The sequence below is a fragment of the Staphylococcus sp. GDY8P196P genome, from assembly GCF_017891705.1.
Classification (GTDB): Bacteria; Bacillota; Bacilli; order Staphylococcales; family Staphylococcaceae; genus Staphylococcus; species Staphylococcus ureilyticus.
On sequence record NZ_JAESJS010000009.1, the window covers coordinates 110,949 to 129,304 of the forward strand.

Consider the following 18,356-nt stretch of genomic DNA (forward strand, 5'->3'; position numbering starts at 1 on the left):
TCACATTACTCATTGCTTATGCTCACTTTTGATAAAGTAGTTTGCCCTTTATTAAGTTTTTTCTTATCTTTCTCGTTATAACCATCCCTTATATCACTCATGGCAGAATCTAATGACTTGTTTAATTTAGTAATATTTTTATGTTTCTTCTTATCTTCGTCATTCATTTTATCTTTATCAATTTTACTTTTATATGTAGTAAATGCACTATCAATTTTATTAGTAATATCGGTTAATTTATTTTGAACTTTTTCGCTCTGCTTATTTTTTGAGACTTCGTCTTCAATATCATTATAATCACCAATTGCTTTTGCGACATCTTGATAATATTCAGAAGACGCCTTAATATGATTTAATTTCTTTTTATTACTTTTCGCATTCTTGATATTATTTTTATCTTTTTCTAATGCAGTAATATTTGTTTTTTCTTCTTTTATTTCAAGTTTTAAGTCTTGTATATCACTTTTTAATTTATGATTTTCGTCACGTAATTTTGTTGTTTTCTCTTCTAATGGGCCTAAATTTTGGCTTCCACATCCGGCGAGTAAACACGAAGCGCATAAAATAGCGAATAATTTTTTCTTCATAACTCTCTCCTAATTCAAAAACTATAAATTTGTACACTAATTATGCTATCATTTTAATGTATATATTGGAAATGTACAAATTTATTGAATAGGGTGATTACTGTTGAATAGAATTGAAAAGTTAAAATCTGCTCTAAAGACAAAACATTTGGAAGCAATTATCGTTTTATCTGATTATAATAGAAGATACTTATCTGGATTTACTGGAACCAGTGGTGCATTGATTATTACAAATAGCGAAAAACTATTGCTTACTGATTTTAGATACATAGAGCAAGCAACTGATCAAGCTGCTGGTTTTAAAGTGATTAAGCAACAGGGACAACTGATAGAATCTATAAAATCCACACTAGAAGACTTAAATGTGCAAAATGTTGGCTTTGAAGGTAATTTAGTAAGCTATGATACTTATTTACAATTAAGTAAATCATATATCAGTTTAATAAGTATTTCTGGTTTAATTGAGAGAATAAGAGAAGTCAAGGATGAACAAGAAATAGCAAATATTCAAAAAGCTGCTCAAATTGTTGATGATGCTTATGAGTATATTTTAACAGTTGCTAAAGCTGGAATGACAGAACTTGAGTTAAAAGCAAAATTAGAAAGTAAAATGCTCGAATTAGGTTCAGAAGGACCATCTTTTAATACTATTGTTGCTTCTGGAGTGAGAGGAGCACTTCCACATGGTGTAGCAAGTGATAAAGTCATCAATCAAGGAGAATTAATTACCTTGGATTATGGAGCTTATTACAATGGATATGCCTCAGATATTACCCGTACTTTTGCTATTGGCGAACCAGATGCCCAATTAAAAGAAATATATAACATTGTATTACAAGCAAATTTAAAAGGAATTGAAGCAGCTAAACAAGGAATGACTGGTAGAGAACTTGATGCAGTAGCAAGAGATTATATTACCGAAAAAGGATACGGTGAGGCTTTTGGCCATTCATTAGGGCATGGTATAGGATTAGACGTACATGAAGGTCCAAATTTATCTAAAAAATCTGAATCTCCATTAGAATTAAATAATTGTGTTACAATTGAACCCGGTATATATTTAGATGGAATTGGTGGCGTACGTATTGAAGATGATATATTAATTACCGAAAATGGTTGCGAACGCTTTACTAAATCGTCTAAAGACCTTATTATTTTATAGAAGACCTTATATTAAGGAGGAAACTGAATGATTTCGGTTAATGATTTTAAAACAGGTTTAACAATTTCTGTAGATAATGGTATTTGGAAAGTTTTAGATTTCCAACACGTAAAACCAGGAAAAGGTGCTGCATTTGTACGTTCAAAATTACGTAACTTAAGAACAGGTGCGATCCAAGAGAAGACATTTAGAGGCGGAGAAAAAGTTGAAACTGCTATGATTGAAAATCGTCGCATGCAATATTTATACGCCGATGGTGATACACACGTTTTCATGGATAACCAAACATTTGATCAAATTGAATTACCTGCTGATTACTTAGAACATGAATTAAATTTCTTAAAAGCAAATATGGAAGTTCAAATTCAAAGTTATGAAAATGAAACTTTAGGTATTGAATTGCCAAAAAACGTTGAGCTTACAGTAACAGAAACAGAACCAGGTATTAAAGGTGATACTGCTACTGGTGCAACAAAATCTGCGACTGTTGAAACAGGTTATACACTAAATGTACCATTATTTGTTAATGAAGGAGATACTTTAGTAATTAACACAAGCGATGGAAGTTACGTGTCAAGAGCTTAATTCATCAGTGACACTCACCACTTGATGACAGCATTTGCAAATTATTTTAGAAGCCTTTCCACTTACTTTAAATGGAAGGGCTTTTATTATTTGCGTAAAGACGGAAAACCGTTTTGACACAAAACTATAGTTAATTATTGATTAACTATAAAAGTTAATGAGTTATAATAGAAAATATGTATATGCTTGAATTGAACATTTCACTAAAGTAAAATAAACTAGGTAAATGAAAACAATCTGAAGGAGTCAGTATTTATGAATTTTAAAGAAATTAAAGAATTAATTGAAATTCTTGATCAATCTAGCTTGACTGAAATAAATATAGAAGATAAAGGGAATATAGTTAACTTAAAAAAAGAAAAAGAAACTGAGATTATCACACCTCAAGTTTCACAACAACCGATGCAACAGATTGCACCACAACAACCAGCTGTTTCAAATCAACTTGATACACAAAGTTCTGATGATACAAGTGCTTCCCAAGAAAATGACAATTTAAAAACAATCAATGCACCAATGGTTGGCACATTTTATAAATCACCTTCACCAGAGGAAAGTCCATATGTTCAAATAGGAGATTCTGTTTCAAACGAATCAACAGTATGTATTTTGGAAGCTATGAAATTATTTAATGAAATACAAGCAGAAGTCACAGGGGAAATTACTGAAATACTAGTAGAAGACGGTCAAATGGTAGAGTATGGCCAACCGTTATTTAAGGTGAAATAATGAATAAAATTTTAATTGCAAATAGAGGGGAAATTGCTGTAAGAATTATTCGAGCCTGTCACGATTTAGGTTTACAAACTGTGGCAATATATTCTGAAGGAGACAAAGACGCATTACATACTCAAATTGCTGATGAAGCATATTGTGTCGGTCCCACTCAATCTAAAGATTCTTACCTAAATATCCCTAATATTTTATCTATCGCGACTTCAACAGGATGTGATGGGGTTCACCCTGGATATGGTTTTCTAGCAGAAAACGGTGATTTTGCTGAACTTTGTGAAGCATGTCAACTTAAATTTATTGGCCCAAGTTATGAGTCCATACAAAAAATGGGTATCAAAGATGTCGCTAAAGAAGAAATGAAACGCGCTGAGGTTCCTGTAGTTCCTGGAAGTGAAGGGTTAGTTAAAGATATTAAAGAAGCGAAGAAAATTGCAAAAGATATAGGATATCCAGTCATTATCAAAGCTACTGCAGGCGGTGGTGGCAAAGGTATACGTGTTGCACGTGATGAAAAAGAATTGGAAACTGGCTTCAAAATGACTCAACAAGAAGCAGAAACTGCTTTTGGTAACAATGGATTATATCTTGAAAAATTTATTGAAAACTTTAGACATATCGAAATACAAGTAATTGGAGACAGTTATGGTAATGTCATCCATCTAGGTGAGCGTGATTGTACCATACAAAGACGTATGCAAAAACTTGTAGAAGAAGCACCGTCACCAATCTTAAACGATGCTAAACGGCAAGAAATGGGTAATGCAGCAGTAAGAGCAGCAAAAGCTGTAAATTATGAAAACGCTGGAACAATTGAATTTATTTATGATTTGAACACGCATGAATTTTATTTTATGGAAATGAATACACGTATTCAGGTAGAACATCCAGTTACAGAAATGGTAACTGGTATTGATTTAGTAAAACTACAACTTAAAGTAGCGATGGGTGAAAAGTTACCATTCACACAAAAAGATATTGAAATCAAAGGACATGCAATTGAATTTAGAATTAACGCTGAAAATCCTTATAAAAACTTTATGCCTTCACCAGGTAAAATCACACAATATCTAGCACCGGGTGGTTTTGGCGTAAGAATTGAATCAGCATGTTATACTAATTATACAATCCCTCCATACTATGATTCTATGGTAGCAAAATTAATTGTTCATGAACCATCAAGAGATGAAGCAATTATGACAGGATTGAGAGCGTTAGGTGAATATTTAGTATTAGGCATTGACACTACAATTCCATTTCATATTCGCCTACTAAATAACGATATATTTAGAAGTGGTGAATTTAATACTAATTTCTTAGAAACTTATAACATAATGGATGAATAAACTAAATAGGAGGTTTGTGAAATGGTCAAAGTAACAGAATCATCACATTCCAATTTAGGAAAAATAGAAATTGCACCTGAGGTTTTGACTGTTATTGCAAGTATAGCAACCTCAGAAGTAAAAGGCTTAGAAGGTCACTTTAAAGAAATAAAGGACTTAAGTGTTGAGAAAATTACAAAAAAACAATTGGCACGTGGTATTAAAGTAGATACTAAAGATGATGGTATTCATATTGATGTATATTGCTCATTTTCATATGATATTAATATCTCAGAAACAGCAAGAAAAATACAAAATGCCATATACAATTCAATATCTACGATGACAACGATCATACCAAGTCAAATTAATGTTCACATTACACATATCGTATCTACAAATTAAATATAGCACTTTGACTTTAATGCGGTCATAAAACTGAGTTCTATAATCAAGAGATTAACAAAATTCTATTTTATATTAGTCATAAAGCGTACAATGCTAAAAGGAGTTTATAATGAGTCGAAAAGAATCAAGAACACAAGCCTTTCAAACACTATTTCAATTAGAAATGAAAAATAGTGATTTAACGATTGATGAAGCAATTAGTTTTATTAAAGATGATAATCCTGATTTAGAGTTTGATTTTATTAATTGGCTAGTTACAGGCGTAAAAGATCATGAATCTGTATTAGATAATAAAATTGCACCACATTTAAAAGATTGGACAATAGATAGATTATTGAAATCTGACCGAATTATTTTAAGAATGTCAACTTATGAATTACTAAATAGTGAAACGCCACAAAAAGTAATTATCAATGAAGCGGTTGAATTAGCAAAACAATTCAGTGATGATGAACATTATAAGTTTATCAATGGTGTGTTGAGTAATATTGAGTAAAAGAGTGATATAATATGTCAGATTATTTAAGCGTTTCAGCTTTAACTAAATATATTAAATATAAATTTGATCAAGATCCGCACTTACAGACTGTCTTGCTTAAAGGTGAACTTTCTAACTTTAAAAAACATAGTAGTGGTCATCTCTATTTTAATGTTAAAGATAATAATAGTGTCATCAGTGCAATGATGTTTAAAGGAAATGCTTCAAAAATTGACTTCGAACCTAAAGAGGGTGATGAAGTTTTGTTAGAAGCGCGTGTTTCTGTATATGAAAGACGTGGTAATTATCAAATTTATGTTAATAAAATGCATATAGATGGTATTGGTAATTTATATCAAAAATTAGAACAGTTAAAAAAGAAATTAACTAAAGATGGTTATTTTGATCAAAACCATAAAAAGATTATTCCTAAGTTTCCTAAAAAAATCGCTGTGCTGACTGCAGGCACGGGTGCAGCGATTAGAGATATCCATACTACTATTAATAGTCGATATCCTTTAGTTGAACAAATACAAATCAACACTTTAGTACAAGGTGAGCAGGCTAAGTATGATATCATTGAAAAAATAAAACAAGCTGATGATTTAAATGTAGATACTATAATCATTGGTCGTGGTGGTGGTTCTATAGAAGATTTATGGAACTTCAACGAAGAAGATGTTGTCAAAGCGATTTATGCGTGTGAAACGCCAATCATATCAGCAGTAGGCCACGAAACAGACTTTACGCTTAGTGATTTTGTAGCAGATGCACGTGCTGCTACACCTACACAAGCAGCAGTGATGGCAACACCTGATCAATATGAATTGAGGCAATATATTCAACAACAAAAACTTTCTTTAACCAGGTTTATGAAACAACAGATTCAACATCAAAAGCAGTATTTAGAACACGTTGCTTCATATTACAAATTTAAAACACCAACCTTGTTATATGATCAACAGATTCAAAAACGGGATGACTTAGAGAAACAGCTTAATTTAGCTGTTACTTTTAAAGTTAATCAACATAAGCAAAAGCTAGAGTTAATAAAACAAAGTTTCAACTTAAAACATTTCAAACAAAATATTCAAAGAGAACAAACAACTATCAATCAAAAACAAACGAATCTTGTAAAATTAATGAATCATCTTATTGTAAAACAAAGAAATAATTTAACTAATAAAATAGAGAATTTGAATAATCTTAGTCCAACCAATACAATGTTACGTGGTTATACAATTGTGAACAAGCAAGATAAAATAGTTACTAGTACTAGCGATTTAGCTGAAAATGATAATATTGTATTAACGATGAAAGACGGTTCTGTTGATGCACAAGTTATGAAAGTAAGGTGTAATGATGACGAATAAATCACAAAGTTTTGAAGAAATGATGAAAGAATTAGAAAGTATAGTTCAAAAACTAGATAATGAAAATGTTTCTTTAGAAGAATCTTTAAACTTATACCAAAGAGGTATGACATTATCAGCAAATTGTGATGAAACATTGAAAAATGCTGAAAAAAAAGTGAACGAATTGATGTCTGAAGAAAATGTTGAAGGCGATGAAGAAACTGAAAAGGAAGAAAATCATGATGAATCATAAAATAGACAATTTAACTGACGAAATTAATGAATTATTACAAAATTCAATTCCGAATTCATCACTGAATACAGATTTAGAACATAGCATGAGATATTCGTTAGAAGCAGGCGGCAAACGAATTAGACCTGTTTTACTTTTATTAACATTGGAAATGCTAGCATCAGATTATAAACTTGGTTACGCTTCAGCACTTGGATTAGAAATGGTACATACGTATTCTCTTATTCATGATGATTTGCCTGCAATGGATGATGATGATTATCGAAGAGGTAAATTGACAAATCATAAAGTCTACGGTGAATGGAAAGCAATACTAGCAGGTGATGCATTACTCACTAAAGCATTTGATATCATTGTTAACGACGACAAACTGAAAGATAATGTCAAAATAAAACTGATTAAACGCTTATCATCTGCAAGTGGACATTTAGGTATGGTAGGTGGTCAAACACTCGATATGCAAAGTGAAGGTGAAGGATCTTCGGTAGACCTAAATACTTTAGAACATATCCATCAAGCTAAGACAGGTGCGCTATTAAAATTTGCAGTAATGGCAGCTGTTGATATTGCCGAGGCTGAACCAAGTGTAGCTAATTTATTAGAAAAATTTAGTGAACATTTAGGATTAATGTTCCAAATAAAAGATGATTTATTAGATATTTATGGAGACGAAGCGAAACTAGGTAAATCTACAGGTAGTGATCTTGAAAGTGATAAAAGTACTTACGTCTCATTATTAGGTCAAAACGGGGCAGAAGATAAGCTGAAATCACATACTGAATCTGCATATGCGTGTTTAGCTCGTTTACCTGAACAATATGACACAAGTAATCTAAAATATATCGTAGAATTATTCAATTATAGAGAATCATAATCAGACGTAGATTCTGTTTTTACAGATTTTATAAAATTTCTACCATTAAATTATGCTAAATCATGCTACTTTTCGTAGCGTGATTTTTTATTTATAAAAATTTATAATTTTATAAATAAATATTCATTTGTTACTAAAATAGTATCGGTATAAGTGATTCAAAATTTAATTATGGCTTATTTTTAATTCACTTCGAAAATAGACAGGCAGTATACACAACAGTCAATAAAAGTATTTCTGTTAAATTAACTTTAGTAGTAGTATCATTGTCCATGTGTTAAAATCATTGTATAAATATTCGTTTACAGAGGTGCTATACATGGCAAAAAAATCAGTAAGACATATTAAAATAAGAGAAATTATATCTAATGAAAAAATTGAAACCCAAGATGAACTGGTAAAGCGTTTAAATGAATATGAGTTAAATGTTACCCAAGCAACTGTTTCTCGCGACATTAAAGAATTACAGTTAATAAAGGTCCCTACACCTTCTGGTCAATATGTTTATAGTTTACCTAATGACAGAAAATATCATCCTTTAGAAAAACTTGGTCGTTATTTAATGGATTCATTTGTAAATATTGATGGTACTGGAAACCTTTTAGTACTTAAGACCTTACCTGGTAACGCTCAATCAATTGGGGCAATTTTAGATCAAATAGACTGGGATGAAGTGTTGGGCACAATTTGTGGTGATGATACATGTTTAATTATATGCAGAGATGAATCAGCCAGCGAAAAAATCAAAACACGTATCTTTAATCTATTATAAGTATAAGGAAGTGATTATAAATGCTACAAACCTTATCAATTAAACAATTCGCAATTATAGATGAATTAGAAGTAAACTTTGGTGATGGCTTAACTGTTTTGAGTGGCGAAACTGGTGCTGGTAAATCAATTATTATAGACGCGATTGGTCAATTAATTGGTATGCGTGCTTCATCAAACTATGTTAGACATGGTGAAAAAAAAGCTGTTATTGAAGGAATTTTTGATATAGATAATAGTAAAGAAGCCATTTCGATACTTCATGATTTATCTATCGATATCGATGAAGACTTTTTATTAGTAAAAAGAGAAATATTTAGCTCAGGTAAGAGTATTTGTAGAGTTAATAATCAAACAGTTACTTTACAAGATTTGAGAAAAATAATGCAAGAATTATTAGATATACATGGGCAACATGAAACACAAACATTATTAAAGCAAAAATATCATTTACATTTATTAGATAATTATGCCGAAAATACATATAAATCACTGCTTGAATCGTATGTTGATACTTTTGATAAATATAGCGCTAAGAAAAAAGAATTAGCAGATTTAGAGTCAGCCGATCAAGCGTTATTACAACGGTTAGACTTGTTAAAATTTCAATATGAAGAATTACAAGAAGCGAATCTTATTGAAAACGAAGTCCCTCAACTTGAGAGCGATATCAAACGTATTCAAAATTCAGAAAGTCTCAGTTTAGCCTTAAACAATGCACACGTCACGTTGACAGATGAGCATGCCATTACAGATCGTTTATACGAATTGAGTAATCAGTTACAATCAATTAGTGAAATTTTACCTGATAAATATGATGAACTAAAAGAAGATGTCGACCAATTTTATTACACACTTGAGGATGCTAAACATCAATTGTACGATGATTTAACGAATACAGAATTTGATGAACAATATTTAAATGAATTAGAATCTAGAATGAATTTATTAAATAGTTTGAAACGTAAATATGGTAAAGATGTTAATGAACTAATTATGTATCAAGATAAAATGGCTGACGAAATTAATAAGATTGAAAATTATGAAGAAAGTACTGCTCAATTACGTCAAGAAATCGATGATTTATATAAAAATGTTATGGAATTAGGAGAAAAGTTATCGCAAGAAAGAAGAAATGTTGCACAAACATTGCGTAATCATATTGTAGATGAAATTCAAAACCTTCAGATGAATGATGCTAATTTAGAAATTTCATTTAAACCTTTAGATAAACCGAACCGAGAAGGAATAGAATTTGTGGAATTTTTAATCAGTCCAAATAAAGGCGAACCCTTAAAGAGCTTAAATAAAATTGCTTCTGGAGGAGAATTATCAAGAATTATGTTAGCGCTAAAAACTATCTTTGTAAAAACAAGAGGGCAGACAGCGATTTTATTTGATGAAGTAGATTCTGGTGTATCTGGTAAGGCTGCCCAAAAGATGGCAGAGAAAATGAAAGGATTGGCTGAACACATACAAGTGATATGTATATCACATCTACCACAAGTTGCGTCCATGAGTGATCACCATTTATTTATTAGTAAAAATTCTAATGATGAACGAACAACAACACAAGTTAAAGAATTGACTGGAGAAGAACGTATTGATGAAGTAGCAAGAATGATTTCTGGTGCTACTGTGACAGAATTAACCAGACAAAATGCGAAAGAAATGATAGAGCAGAACCATAATTTAAAATAAAAATCTATATTCACTATTGTTAATACAAGTGCTAGCTGAGTTAGATAAATAATCAGTGAAGGATGTTGATTTTATGCGATTCCAACATTTAGTTGAACCATGTGAAACAATGAATGGAAATGTAGCCGTTTTATATGCAAATGATGAAAAAATGATATCAGTACTAGTTAAGGCTTTAAAATTAACTAACATAGATATTTTTATTTATGATACCCAAGACACTACGGAAATCATTCGTTCTTTTGATTTAGAACCTCAAATCTTAAACAGGATTCATGTGCTAACATTTTCAAGTGATTATCAATTACTTAAGCAATGTGCAGACGATTTATCGCAGGGTAAAGTAACTGTTTTAATGAAAGGAAAAATGAAAGCCACATCAATGATTTCTTTTATTTTAAGCAATAAAAATTTTATAGACCAATATGGATTTTTAAACCATGTCGCGTGTTTTAGTATACCTAATTACCATAAAACTTTAATGATTAGTGATGTAGCATATAATGTGGCACCATCAATAGAAGAAAAAAAGCAAATCATTAAAAATTTAACTACCCTTAGTAATACATTAGGTTACGATAAATTTAATATTGGATTATTATCTTCAGTCGAATATGCGTCTAAAAAGATACCATCATCTATTGATGCTGAAAAATTGAAAAATATTTTCAATCGAACTTCGGATGTATATGTAAAAGTAGATGGACCAATTCTATTTGATTATGCAATCAGTAAAAAAAGAGCGATTGAAAAAAATTACACATCAAATATTGCTGGTGATGTAGATGCACTTATCGTTTCAAATATAGATGTTGGGAGCGCTTTATTAAAATCTTTAACTCATTTTGGAAATGCTTCTGTTTCCAGTTTGTTACTCGGCGCAAAATTCCCAATTGTCTTCACGTCAAGGGCAGAAAGTAAGCAAAATAAGTTAATCTCCTTATTACTTGCTTTGAAAACACAAAATAAATTTAACCACTAAATAAATTTGAATTTTTACACTATTATTTAGGTTATTAATTTTATAATACTGAATTTTGATGTAAGATAGTAAAGGATATCAATTAATAGAAAATTTAATTGCTGTTGCACTTGTTTATGTAAAGTAAGTAACGATTTTCTATATAAGACTTATTGTAATAATAGTATCTATTCATATTTCATTATTTAAACATTTTACTGAAAGTATTCGTTTTTAAAAATTGGTGAAATGGAGTTATTTTAGTAAATTTCAAAAATTTGTATTGAAATCACTTTTAAAATTCAAAGGTGATTTTATTCGTATGTTTAAATTAATTAACATTAAACAATTCAGTTTGTTAAATACTTTAAACTTGCTATACAATTCTTTTATCAATGTTCTTTCAAATAAATATTAAACTGTAAACTATAGATTGAATTTTAAATACTATACGAATTTAATGTTTAAATATGATTTTTGACATAATACTAAGATTGCAGTTAGGAGCAAAAATATGGCAGATGAAAAATATGATTTAGTAATTTTAGGTGGAGGAACAGCTGGGTATGTATCAGCAATAAGAGCATCTCAATTAGGTAAAAAAGTTGCGCTTGTAGAAAAGTCACTTTTAGGAGGTACTTGCCTACATAAAGGATGTATACCAACAAAAGCGCTCTTAAAATCCGCTGAAGTATTAAGAACAGTTACAAATTCAAGTGAATTTGGTGTAGATATTGATGCATTTAAGTTAAATTTTTCAAGAATGCAAACGCGTAAAAATGAAGTAGTCCAACAAATGTTTAACGGTGTTGAACAACTTATGAAACATAATAAAATAGATGTGTTTAATGGTGTCGGACGAATATTAGGTCCATCTATTTTCTCACCTCAAAGTGGCACTATTTCAGTAGAATATGATGATGGTGAATCAGAATTAATTCCAAATAATAATGTATTAATTTGTACAGGATCATCTCCAATGCCCTTGCCTTTTTTATCTTTTGATGGCAACACTGTGTTATCTAGTGATGATATTTTGAAGTTAGATAAATTACCGCAAACACTTGCTATCATAGGAGGCGGAGTAATTGGTTTAGAATTTGCATCTTTAATGGTGGACTTAGGTGTAGAAGTTTCTGTTATCGAAGCAGGACCACGTATTTTGCCTACTGAAAGTAAATCAATAGCAAAAGCGTTGCAAAATGATTTAGAACAACGTGGCGTTAATTTTTATGTAGATGTCCAACTATCTGAAGAACATGTTTCTACTAAAGATAACAGTATTGAAATTCAAATCGAGGAAGAATTATTCGTTTTTGATAAATTATTAGTAGCCATAGGTCGTAAACCAAATACAACAGATATTGGATTAAACAACACAAAAATAAAACTGACGGATAAAGACCATATAGTCGTAAATGAATATCAACAAACAGAAGACAAACATATCTATGCTGCTGGAGATTGTATAGGTAAATTACAACTCGCACATGTTGGATCTAAAGAAGGCATAACAGCCATTGAGCATATGTTTGATGCTACACCAATCTCAGTAGACTATAATAAAATGCCAAAATGTGTCTATACACAACCAGAAGTTGCAAGTATTGGTCAAAATAAAGAATTAGCGAATGAGGAAGGATTCAAAACAAAAACATTTAAAGTTCCATTTAAGGCAATTGGAAAAGCAGTCATTGAAAATACAAAAAATTTGAATGGTTTTTGTGAAATTGTAATTGATCAAGAAAACGATAACGTCCTAGGTATAAATATGATTGGCCCCCACGTAACTGAGCTCATTAATGAATTATCATTATTTCAATTTATGAATGGTTCAACATTGGAATTAGGGTTAACTACACATGCACATCCGTCACTTTCAGAAGTGCTGATGGAATTAGGATTAAAAGTCGAAAATAGATCGATTCACGTTTAATTAAGGAGGATACAAAATGTTTGATTATAAATCAGTAGGTCTTGATACTTCTGAATTAAAATCTATGTATAAATGGATGGATTTAGGCCGAAAAATTGATGAGCGCATGTGGCTACTTAATCGTGCAGGTAAAATACCTTTTGTAATAAGCTGTCAGGGACAAGAAGCTACACAAATAGGTATGGCATTCGCAATGCAAGAAGGGGATATTTCATCACCTTATTATAGAGATCTTGCACTTGTTACATATTTAGGTATGACGCCACTTGATTCAATGTTAGCTGCTTTTGGTAAACGTGATGATATCAGTTCTGGCGGCAAACAAATGCCATCTCATTTTAGTAAAAAAGAAAAAGGAATTCTATCTCAAGGTTCACCAGTTGCTACACAAATATTACATGCAGTTGGTGCTGCACTAGCTTTAAAAATGGACAGTAAACAAAATATTGCAATAACTACTGTAGGTGAAGGAAGTTCTAACCAAGGAGATTTCCATGAAGGTTTAAACTTCGCTGGTGTACACAAATTACCTTTTATTTGCGTTATAGAAAATAATAAATATGCTATCTCTGTACCTGACTCATTGCAATATGGTGCTGAAAAATTATCTGATCGTGCTATTGGATATGGTATACATGGTGAACAAGTAGATGGCAATGATCCTATTGCAGTATATAAAGTTATGAAAGAGGCTCGTGAGCGTGCATTGAGTGGCGAAGGTTCAACTTTAATTGAAGCGATGTGTACACGTTTGACTGCGCATTCTTCTGATGATGATGATAAATATCGTTCACAAGAAGAACGTGAAGGATTAAAATCATTGGATTGTAATCAAAAATTCAAATCTTTCTTATTAGAAGAAGGAATTATTGATGAACAGTGGTTGGATGAAATAGAAAAAGAACATAAAGAAATTGTTAATCAAGCTACAAAAGAAGCTGAAAAAGCACCTTATCCATCACCAGAAGAAACTTACACACATGTCTACGAAGAAGGGAGCTTAAATAATGGCTAAATTATCTTATTTAGAAGCGATTCATCAAGGTCTAGACCAAGCAATGGAAAAAGACAATGATGTTTTTGTATTGGGTGAAGATGTAGGTAAAAAAGGTGGCGTCTTTGGTGTTACTCTAGGATTACAACAAAAATATGGGGAAGCACGTGTGTTAGACACGCCATTAGCTGAATCTAACATTGTGGGAACTGGTATAGGAGCAGCAATGATGGGTAAAAGACCAGTGGCAGAAATACAATTTGCAGAATACATTTTACCTGCTACCAACCAAATTATGAGTGAAGCTGCTAAGATGAGATATCGCTCAAATAATGATTGGCACTGTCCATTAACCATTCGTTCTCCATTTGGCGGTGGAATTCATGGCGCTTTATACCATTCTCAAAGTGTAGAATCTATTTTTGCATCAACACCTGGTCTAACAATAGTCATACCTTCTTCACCTTATGATGCAAAGGGGCTATTACTTGCTTCAATCGAATCTAATGACCCAGTCCTATACTTTGAACATAAAAAAGCATATCGTTTATTAAAAGAAGAAGTACCTGAGTCATATTATACGGTGCCAATTGGTAAAGCTGATGTAAAACGTGAAGGAGATGACATTACAGTATTTACCTATGGCTTATGTGTCAATTATTGTATACAAGCTGCTGATATGTTAATGGAAGAAGGCATCAATGTTGAAGTTGTAGATTTACGTACCGTGTATCCATTAGATAAAGATACAATTATTGAACGCGCGAAACAAACAGGTAAAATATTATTAGTTACTGAGGATAATTTAGAAGGAAGTATTATTTCTGAAGTAGCCGCTATTATTTCAGAAAACTGTTTATTTGACCTTGATGCACCGATTATGAGACTTGCCGGGCCAGATGTTCCATCAATGCCATTTGCACCGACGCTTGAAGATGAGTTTATGATAAATCCAGAAAAAATAAAAAACAAAATGCGTGAACTCGCAGAATTTTAAGGAGGCACAACCATGGAAATTAAAATGCCTAAACTCGGTGAAAGTGTACATGAAGGAACAATTGAACAATGGCTTGTTTCAGTAGGCGATAAAATAGAAGAATATGACCCACTTTGTGAAGTCATAACTGATAAAGTTACAGCAGAAGTGCCATCATCATTTGCAGGTACAATCCGTGAAATTATTGTGGAGGAAGGTACAACAGTTGAAGTAGGTGAAGTAATTTGTTACTTAGATACTGAAGAAGATGTATCAGATGAAAATACCGATAACGGTGCTACAAATGACCAACCTGAAGATGTAAAAGAAACATCACAAACTCAAGAGAGTAACTCAAATGTAAACAATAGCGAAAACGCTGCAGCTGATCAGCGCCCTCAAAATAATGGACGCTTTTCACCTGTAGTATTTAAACTAGCGTCTGAACATCAAATTGACCTTTCACAAGTTAAAGGAACTGGCTTTGAAGGAAGAGTAACTAAAAAGGACATAGAGAAAGCAATCAAAGAAGGTACCCATAAATTAGGTTCAGAAATCATCGCGCCTAAAGACTCACCTAAAGTCAATAAGCAAGTGCAATATAATGAACCCTCTCCGGGTTCAGCAATACCAGTAAATGGCGTTCGTAAGCAAATTGCTGAAAATATGGTCAACAGTGTTAATGAAATCCCACATGCTTGGATGATGGTAGAGGCAGATGCTACAAATCTAGTTAAAACAAGAAATTATCATAAAAATAGTTTTAAAGAAAATGAAGGTTATAACCTTACTTATTTTGCATTCTTTGTAAAAGCAGTAGCAGAAGGCTTAAAAGCATATCCTTTACTAAATAGCAGCTGGCAAAATTCTGAAATAGTAATGCATAAAGATGTTAATATTTCAATTGCAGTAGCTGATGAAGAAAAATTATATGTTCCAGTAATCAAAAATGCTGATGAAAAATCTTTAAAAGGCATTGCTAGAGAAATTAATGATTTAGCTCAAAAAGCACGTAATAAAAAATTAAGATCTGAAGATATGCAAGGTGGTACTTTTACAGTCAATAATACTGGTACATTTGGTTCAGTATCATCTATGGGAATTATCAATCACCCTGAAGCAGCAATACTTCAAATTGAATCTATTATCAAAAAGCCTGTCGTTATTGATGATATGATTGCAATTAGACATATGGTTAATTTATGTATTTCTATCGACCATCGTATATTAGATGGCTTGCAAGCAGGTAGATTTATGAATTTCGTCAAAACGAGAATCGAGCAATATTCTATAGAAAACACAAGTATTTATTAGTTTTGTAATATCGGTAAATACTATTAAATGTGATAAATAGTAAGTTAGAAATCAAATTTCATTATTTTGATTTCTAACTTTTTTATTTTAAAAACTTTATTATTGAAGGTTCCATGATGAACGAACTTGTTGTCAGATTAAACACACATGTTGAACTATTGTCTATATATTAGTAAAATGAAATTAATAAATTGATAACGAAAGGTGATTTGAATATGGATTTAAATTTTGATTTATATATGAATGATGTAGTAAGCCAAGCAAGAAATGAAATCGAAGAAGCAGGTTATGAACAATTAACGACAGCTGATGAAGTTGATAAAGTCTTAAATCAAGAAGGCACATCACTAGTAATGGTTAACTCAGTTTGTGGTTGTGCCGGTGGTATTGCTAGACCAGCAGCTACGCATGCATTACATTATGATAAATTACCAGACAGACTTGTAACAGTGTTTGCTGGACAAGATAAAGAAGCAACTCAACAAGCAAGAGATTATTTTAAAGGATATGCACCATCAAGCCCATCATTTGCATTAATAAAAAATGGTGAAATCACAAAAATGATAGAACGTCATCAAATCGAAGGCCACGATGTGATGGATGTTATTAATCAATTACAAAATTTATTTGATACTTATTGTGATGAAAGATAGAGGTTAACATCGATGATGCGATTAAATCCATATCGAATCGGATTTAGAACAATAAAAACTGCTGTAGGTATGGCACTAGGAATTATCATTGCTAAATTAATGGGGTTAGATAATTTTGCTTCTAGTGCCATTTTAGTGGTGCTTTGTATTAAACATACAAAAGTGCATTCACTACAAGCGATAATATCTAGATTTGTCTCTTGTATATTAATCCTTGTGATTGGCTCAATAGCTTTCAGTTATTTTGGTCAAAGCGCGATTATTTTAGGTGTGATCGTACTTTTATTTATACCGCTCACTGTTGTTTTTAAAGTACAAGAGGGAGTAGTTACAAGTTGTGTTATTTTGCTGCATGTATTTAATGCTAAAGTCATTGACATACACTTGTTTATCAATGAAATTTTATTGTTAATCGTTGGTCTTGGTATTGCATTTTTAATGAATTTAATCATGCCTAGTTTAGACTTTAAACTAAAACAATATAAAGAGGAAATAGAAAATCAATTCACAAAAATCTTTGAAACATTCAGTACTACTTGCAAAGCACCTAACCCTTCTTTAGATATGTCCTTCAATCAATTACAACTTACGATACAAAAAGCAAAATCAATTGCATTTAGAGATGTTAAAAATCATTTTGTACGTAATGAAAATTCTTACTATCATTATTTTGATATGAGAGAAGCACAGTTAGAATTATTAGAAAGAATGTCTAAAATGATACAAAACATTGAAACAAAAGACACATTATTAGATAAAATCAGCAGTTTGTTTTTAGAGGTAGCTCAAAACGTAAATAGTAATGATTATACTGCCTTACGCTTACATTCTCTTTATGAAATCAAATTAGAGTTAGATCAATTAGAGTTACCAAACTCACATGCTTCTTTCAGAACTAGAGCAAGCATTAAACAATTACTCAATGAATTAGAAGAATATTTAGAAGTTAAATCACAATTCGGATCCTTAAAATTACATAAAGATACAAAATCAACAATTTTTTCATAATATGCATAAATAATAATCACCTTGACCTAGGTAAAAGAAATGGCGCAATCACTTTCTTTTACCTAGGTCATTTTAATGTAAAAAAGCACAAAAAATGTACCATAAAGCAATATAATTTACATCGCTAAATGATACATGACACAATTTTAATTAATATTTATTTTCATTTTTTAATTTGTTAAAGGAACTATACTCGTCAAGATTAATGCAAGTACGACTGCTATCAACATAACTACAATTATAAATCTAAGCACTTTATTGTTATTCAAACTTAATTCCTCCA

20 protein-coding genes are annotated in these 18,356 nt (G+C 31.3%); 18 read left to right on the forward strand and 2 right to left on the reverse strand.

Annotated elements, in window-relative coordinates; genetic code table 11:
• Positions 1-5 precede the first annotated feature (5 nt).
• On the reverse strand, positions 6-587 hold the full coding sequence (locus KA814_RS05030) for a hypothetical protein (RefSeq protein WP_046208182.1): 582 nt from the start codon (positions 585-587) through the stop codon (positions 6-8).
• Positions 588-690: 103 nt separating this feature from the next.
• Here KA814_RS05030 and KA814_RS05035 point away from each other — a divergent pair, with 103 nt between their 5' ends.
• The 18 genes from KA814_RS05035 to KA814_RS05120 all read left to right on the forward strand — a co-directional run bounded on the left by KA814_RS05035 (position 691) and on the right by KA814_RS05120 (position 18,073).
• Positions 691-1,749, forward strand: a complete 1,059-nt coding sequence (locus KA814_RS05035) for a M24 family metallopeptidase (protein ID WP_046208183.1) — start codon at positions 691-693, stop codon at positions 1,747-1,749.
• A 27-nt stretch (positions 1,750-1,776) separates the two neighbouring features.
• A complete protein-coding gene (gene efp, locus KA814_RS05040) occupies positions 1,777-2,334 on the forward strand; it encodes an elongation factor P (protein WP_046208184.1) in 558 nt (185 codons plus the stop codon).
• Between the two features lie 255 nt (positions 2,335-2,589).
• On the forward strand, positions 2,590-3,063 hold the full coding sequence (gene accB, locus KA814_RS05045) for an acetyl-CoA carboxylase biotin carboxyl carrier protein (protein ID WP_046208185.1): 474 nt from the start codon (positions 2,590-2,592) through the stop codon (positions 3,061-3,063).
• Entirely contained in the window at positions 3,063-4,412 is a 1,350-nt protein-coding gene (gene accC, locus KA814_RS05050; protein ID WP_046208186.1) for an acetyl-CoA carboxylase biotin carboxylase subunit, read from the forward strand. The genes accB and accC overlap by 1 nt, the downstream gene beginning before the upstream one ends.
• A gap of 21 nt (positions 4,413-4,433) precedes the next feature.
• Positions 4,434-4,796, forward strand: a complete 363-nt coding sequence (locus tag KA814_RS05055) for an Asp23/Gls24 family envelope stress response protein (protein WP_046208187.1) — start codon at positions 4,434-4,436, stop codon at positions 4,794-4,796.
• Positions 4,797-4,908: 112 nt separating this feature from the next.
• A complete protein-coding gene (nusB, locus tag KA814_RS05060; protein WP_046208188.1) occupies positions 4,909-5,295 on the forward strand; it encodes a transcription antitermination factor NusB in 387 nt (128 codons plus the stop codon).
• 14 nt (positions 5,296-5,309) lie between these two features.
• Positions 5,310-6,650: an exodeoxyribonuclease VII large subunit gene (xseA, locus tag KA814_RS05065; RefSeq protein WP_064208918.1), complete on the forward strand. Its 1,341-nt coding sequence runs from the start codon at positions 5,310-5,312 to the stop codon at positions 6,648-6,650.
• Positions 6,640-6,885, forward strand: a complete 246-nt coding sequence (locus KA814_RS05070; protein ID WP_103161483.1) for an exodeoxyribonuclease VII small subunit — start codon at positions 6,640-6,642, stop codon at positions 6,883-6,885. The genes xseA and KA814_RS05070 overlap by 11 nt, the downstream gene beginning before the upstream one ends.
• Positions 6,872-7,759, forward strand: coding sequence for a polyprenyl synthetase family protein (locus KA814_RS05075; protein WP_064208920.1), 888 nt, complete (start codon positions 6,872-6,874; stop codon positions 7,757-7,759). Before KA814_RS05070 ends, KA814_RS05075 begins: the two co-directional genes overlap by 14 nt.
• 319 nt (positions 7,760-8,078) lie before the next feature.
• Entirely contained in the window at positions 8,079-8,531 is a 453-nt protein-coding gene (gene ahrC / locus KA814_RS05080; protein WP_019468379.1) for a transcriptional regulator AhrC/ArgR, read from the forward strand.
• 20 nt (positions 8,532-8,551) lie between these two features.
• Positions 8,552-10,231 carry a DNA repair protein RecN gene (gene recN, locus KA814_RS05085; protein ID WP_064208921.1) on the forward strand — a complete coding sequence of 560 codons (1,680 nt, stop codon included), beginning with the start codon at positions 8,552-8,554 and terminating at the stop codon, positions 10,229-10,231.
• Positions 10,232-10,304: 73 nt separating this feature from the next.
• Positions 10,305-11,213, forward strand: coding sequence for a phosphate acyltransferase (locus tag KA814_RS05090; protein WP_210122685.1), 909 nt, complete (start codon positions 10,305-10,307; stop codon positions 11,211-11,213).
• 493 nt (positions 11,214-11,706) lie between these two features.
• Positions 11,707-13,128 carry a dihydrolipoyl dehydrogenase gene (lpdA, locus tag KA814_RS05095; protein WP_064208923.1) on the forward strand — a complete coding sequence of 474 codons (1,422 nt, stop codon included), beginning with the start codon at positions 11,707-11,709 and terminating at the stop codon, positions 13,126-13,128.
• 16 nt (positions 13,129-13,144) lie between these two features.
• Entirely contained in the window at positions 13,145-14,143 is a 999-nt protein-coding gene (locus KA814_RS05100) for a thiamine pyrophosphate-dependent dehydrogenase E1 component subunit alpha (RefSeq protein WP_046208195.1), read from the forward strand.
• Positions 14,136-15,119, forward strand: coding sequence for an alpha-ketoacid dehydrogenase subunit beta (locus KA814_RS05105; RefSeq protein WP_046208196.1), 984 nt, complete (start codon positions 14,136-14,138; stop codon positions 15,117-15,119). The genes KA814_RS05100 and KA814_RS05105 overlap by 8 nt, the downstream gene beginning before the upstream one ends.
• A 12-nt stretch (positions 15,120-15,131) precedes the next feature.
• Positions 15,132-16,412: a dihydrolipoamide acetyltransferase family protein gene (locus KA814_RS05110; RefSeq protein ID WP_064208924.1), complete on the forward strand. Its 1,281-nt coding sequence runs from the start codon at positions 15,132-15,134 to the stop codon at positions 16,410-16,412.
• A 215-nt stretch (positions 16,413-16,627) separates the two neighbouring features.
• Positions 16,628-17,065, forward strand: coding sequence for a bacilliredoxin BrxB (brxB, locus tag KA814_RS05115; RefSeq protein ID WP_064208925.1), 438 nt, complete (start codon positions 16,628-16,630; stop codon positions 17,063-17,065).
• A 12-nt stretch (positions 17,066-17,077) separates the two neighbouring features.
• The gene (locus tag KA814_RS05120; protein ID WP_046208199.1) at positions 17,078-18,073 is read left to right on the forward strand and encodes an aromatic acid exporter family protein; all 996 of its coding nucleotides are present in this window, start codon (positions 17,078-17,080) and stop codon (positions 18,071-18,073) included.
• Positions 18,074-18,243: 170 nt separating this feature from the next.
• Here KA814_RS05120 and prli42 read toward each other — a convergent pair whose 3' ends face one another.
• Positions 18,244-18,342, reverse strand: coding sequence for a stressosome-associated protein Prli42 (gene prli42 / locus KA814_RS05125; protein ID WP_150822912.1), 99 nt, complete (start codon positions 18,340-18,342; stop codon positions 18,244-18,246).
• Positions 18,343-18,356 lie beyond the last annotated feature (14 nt).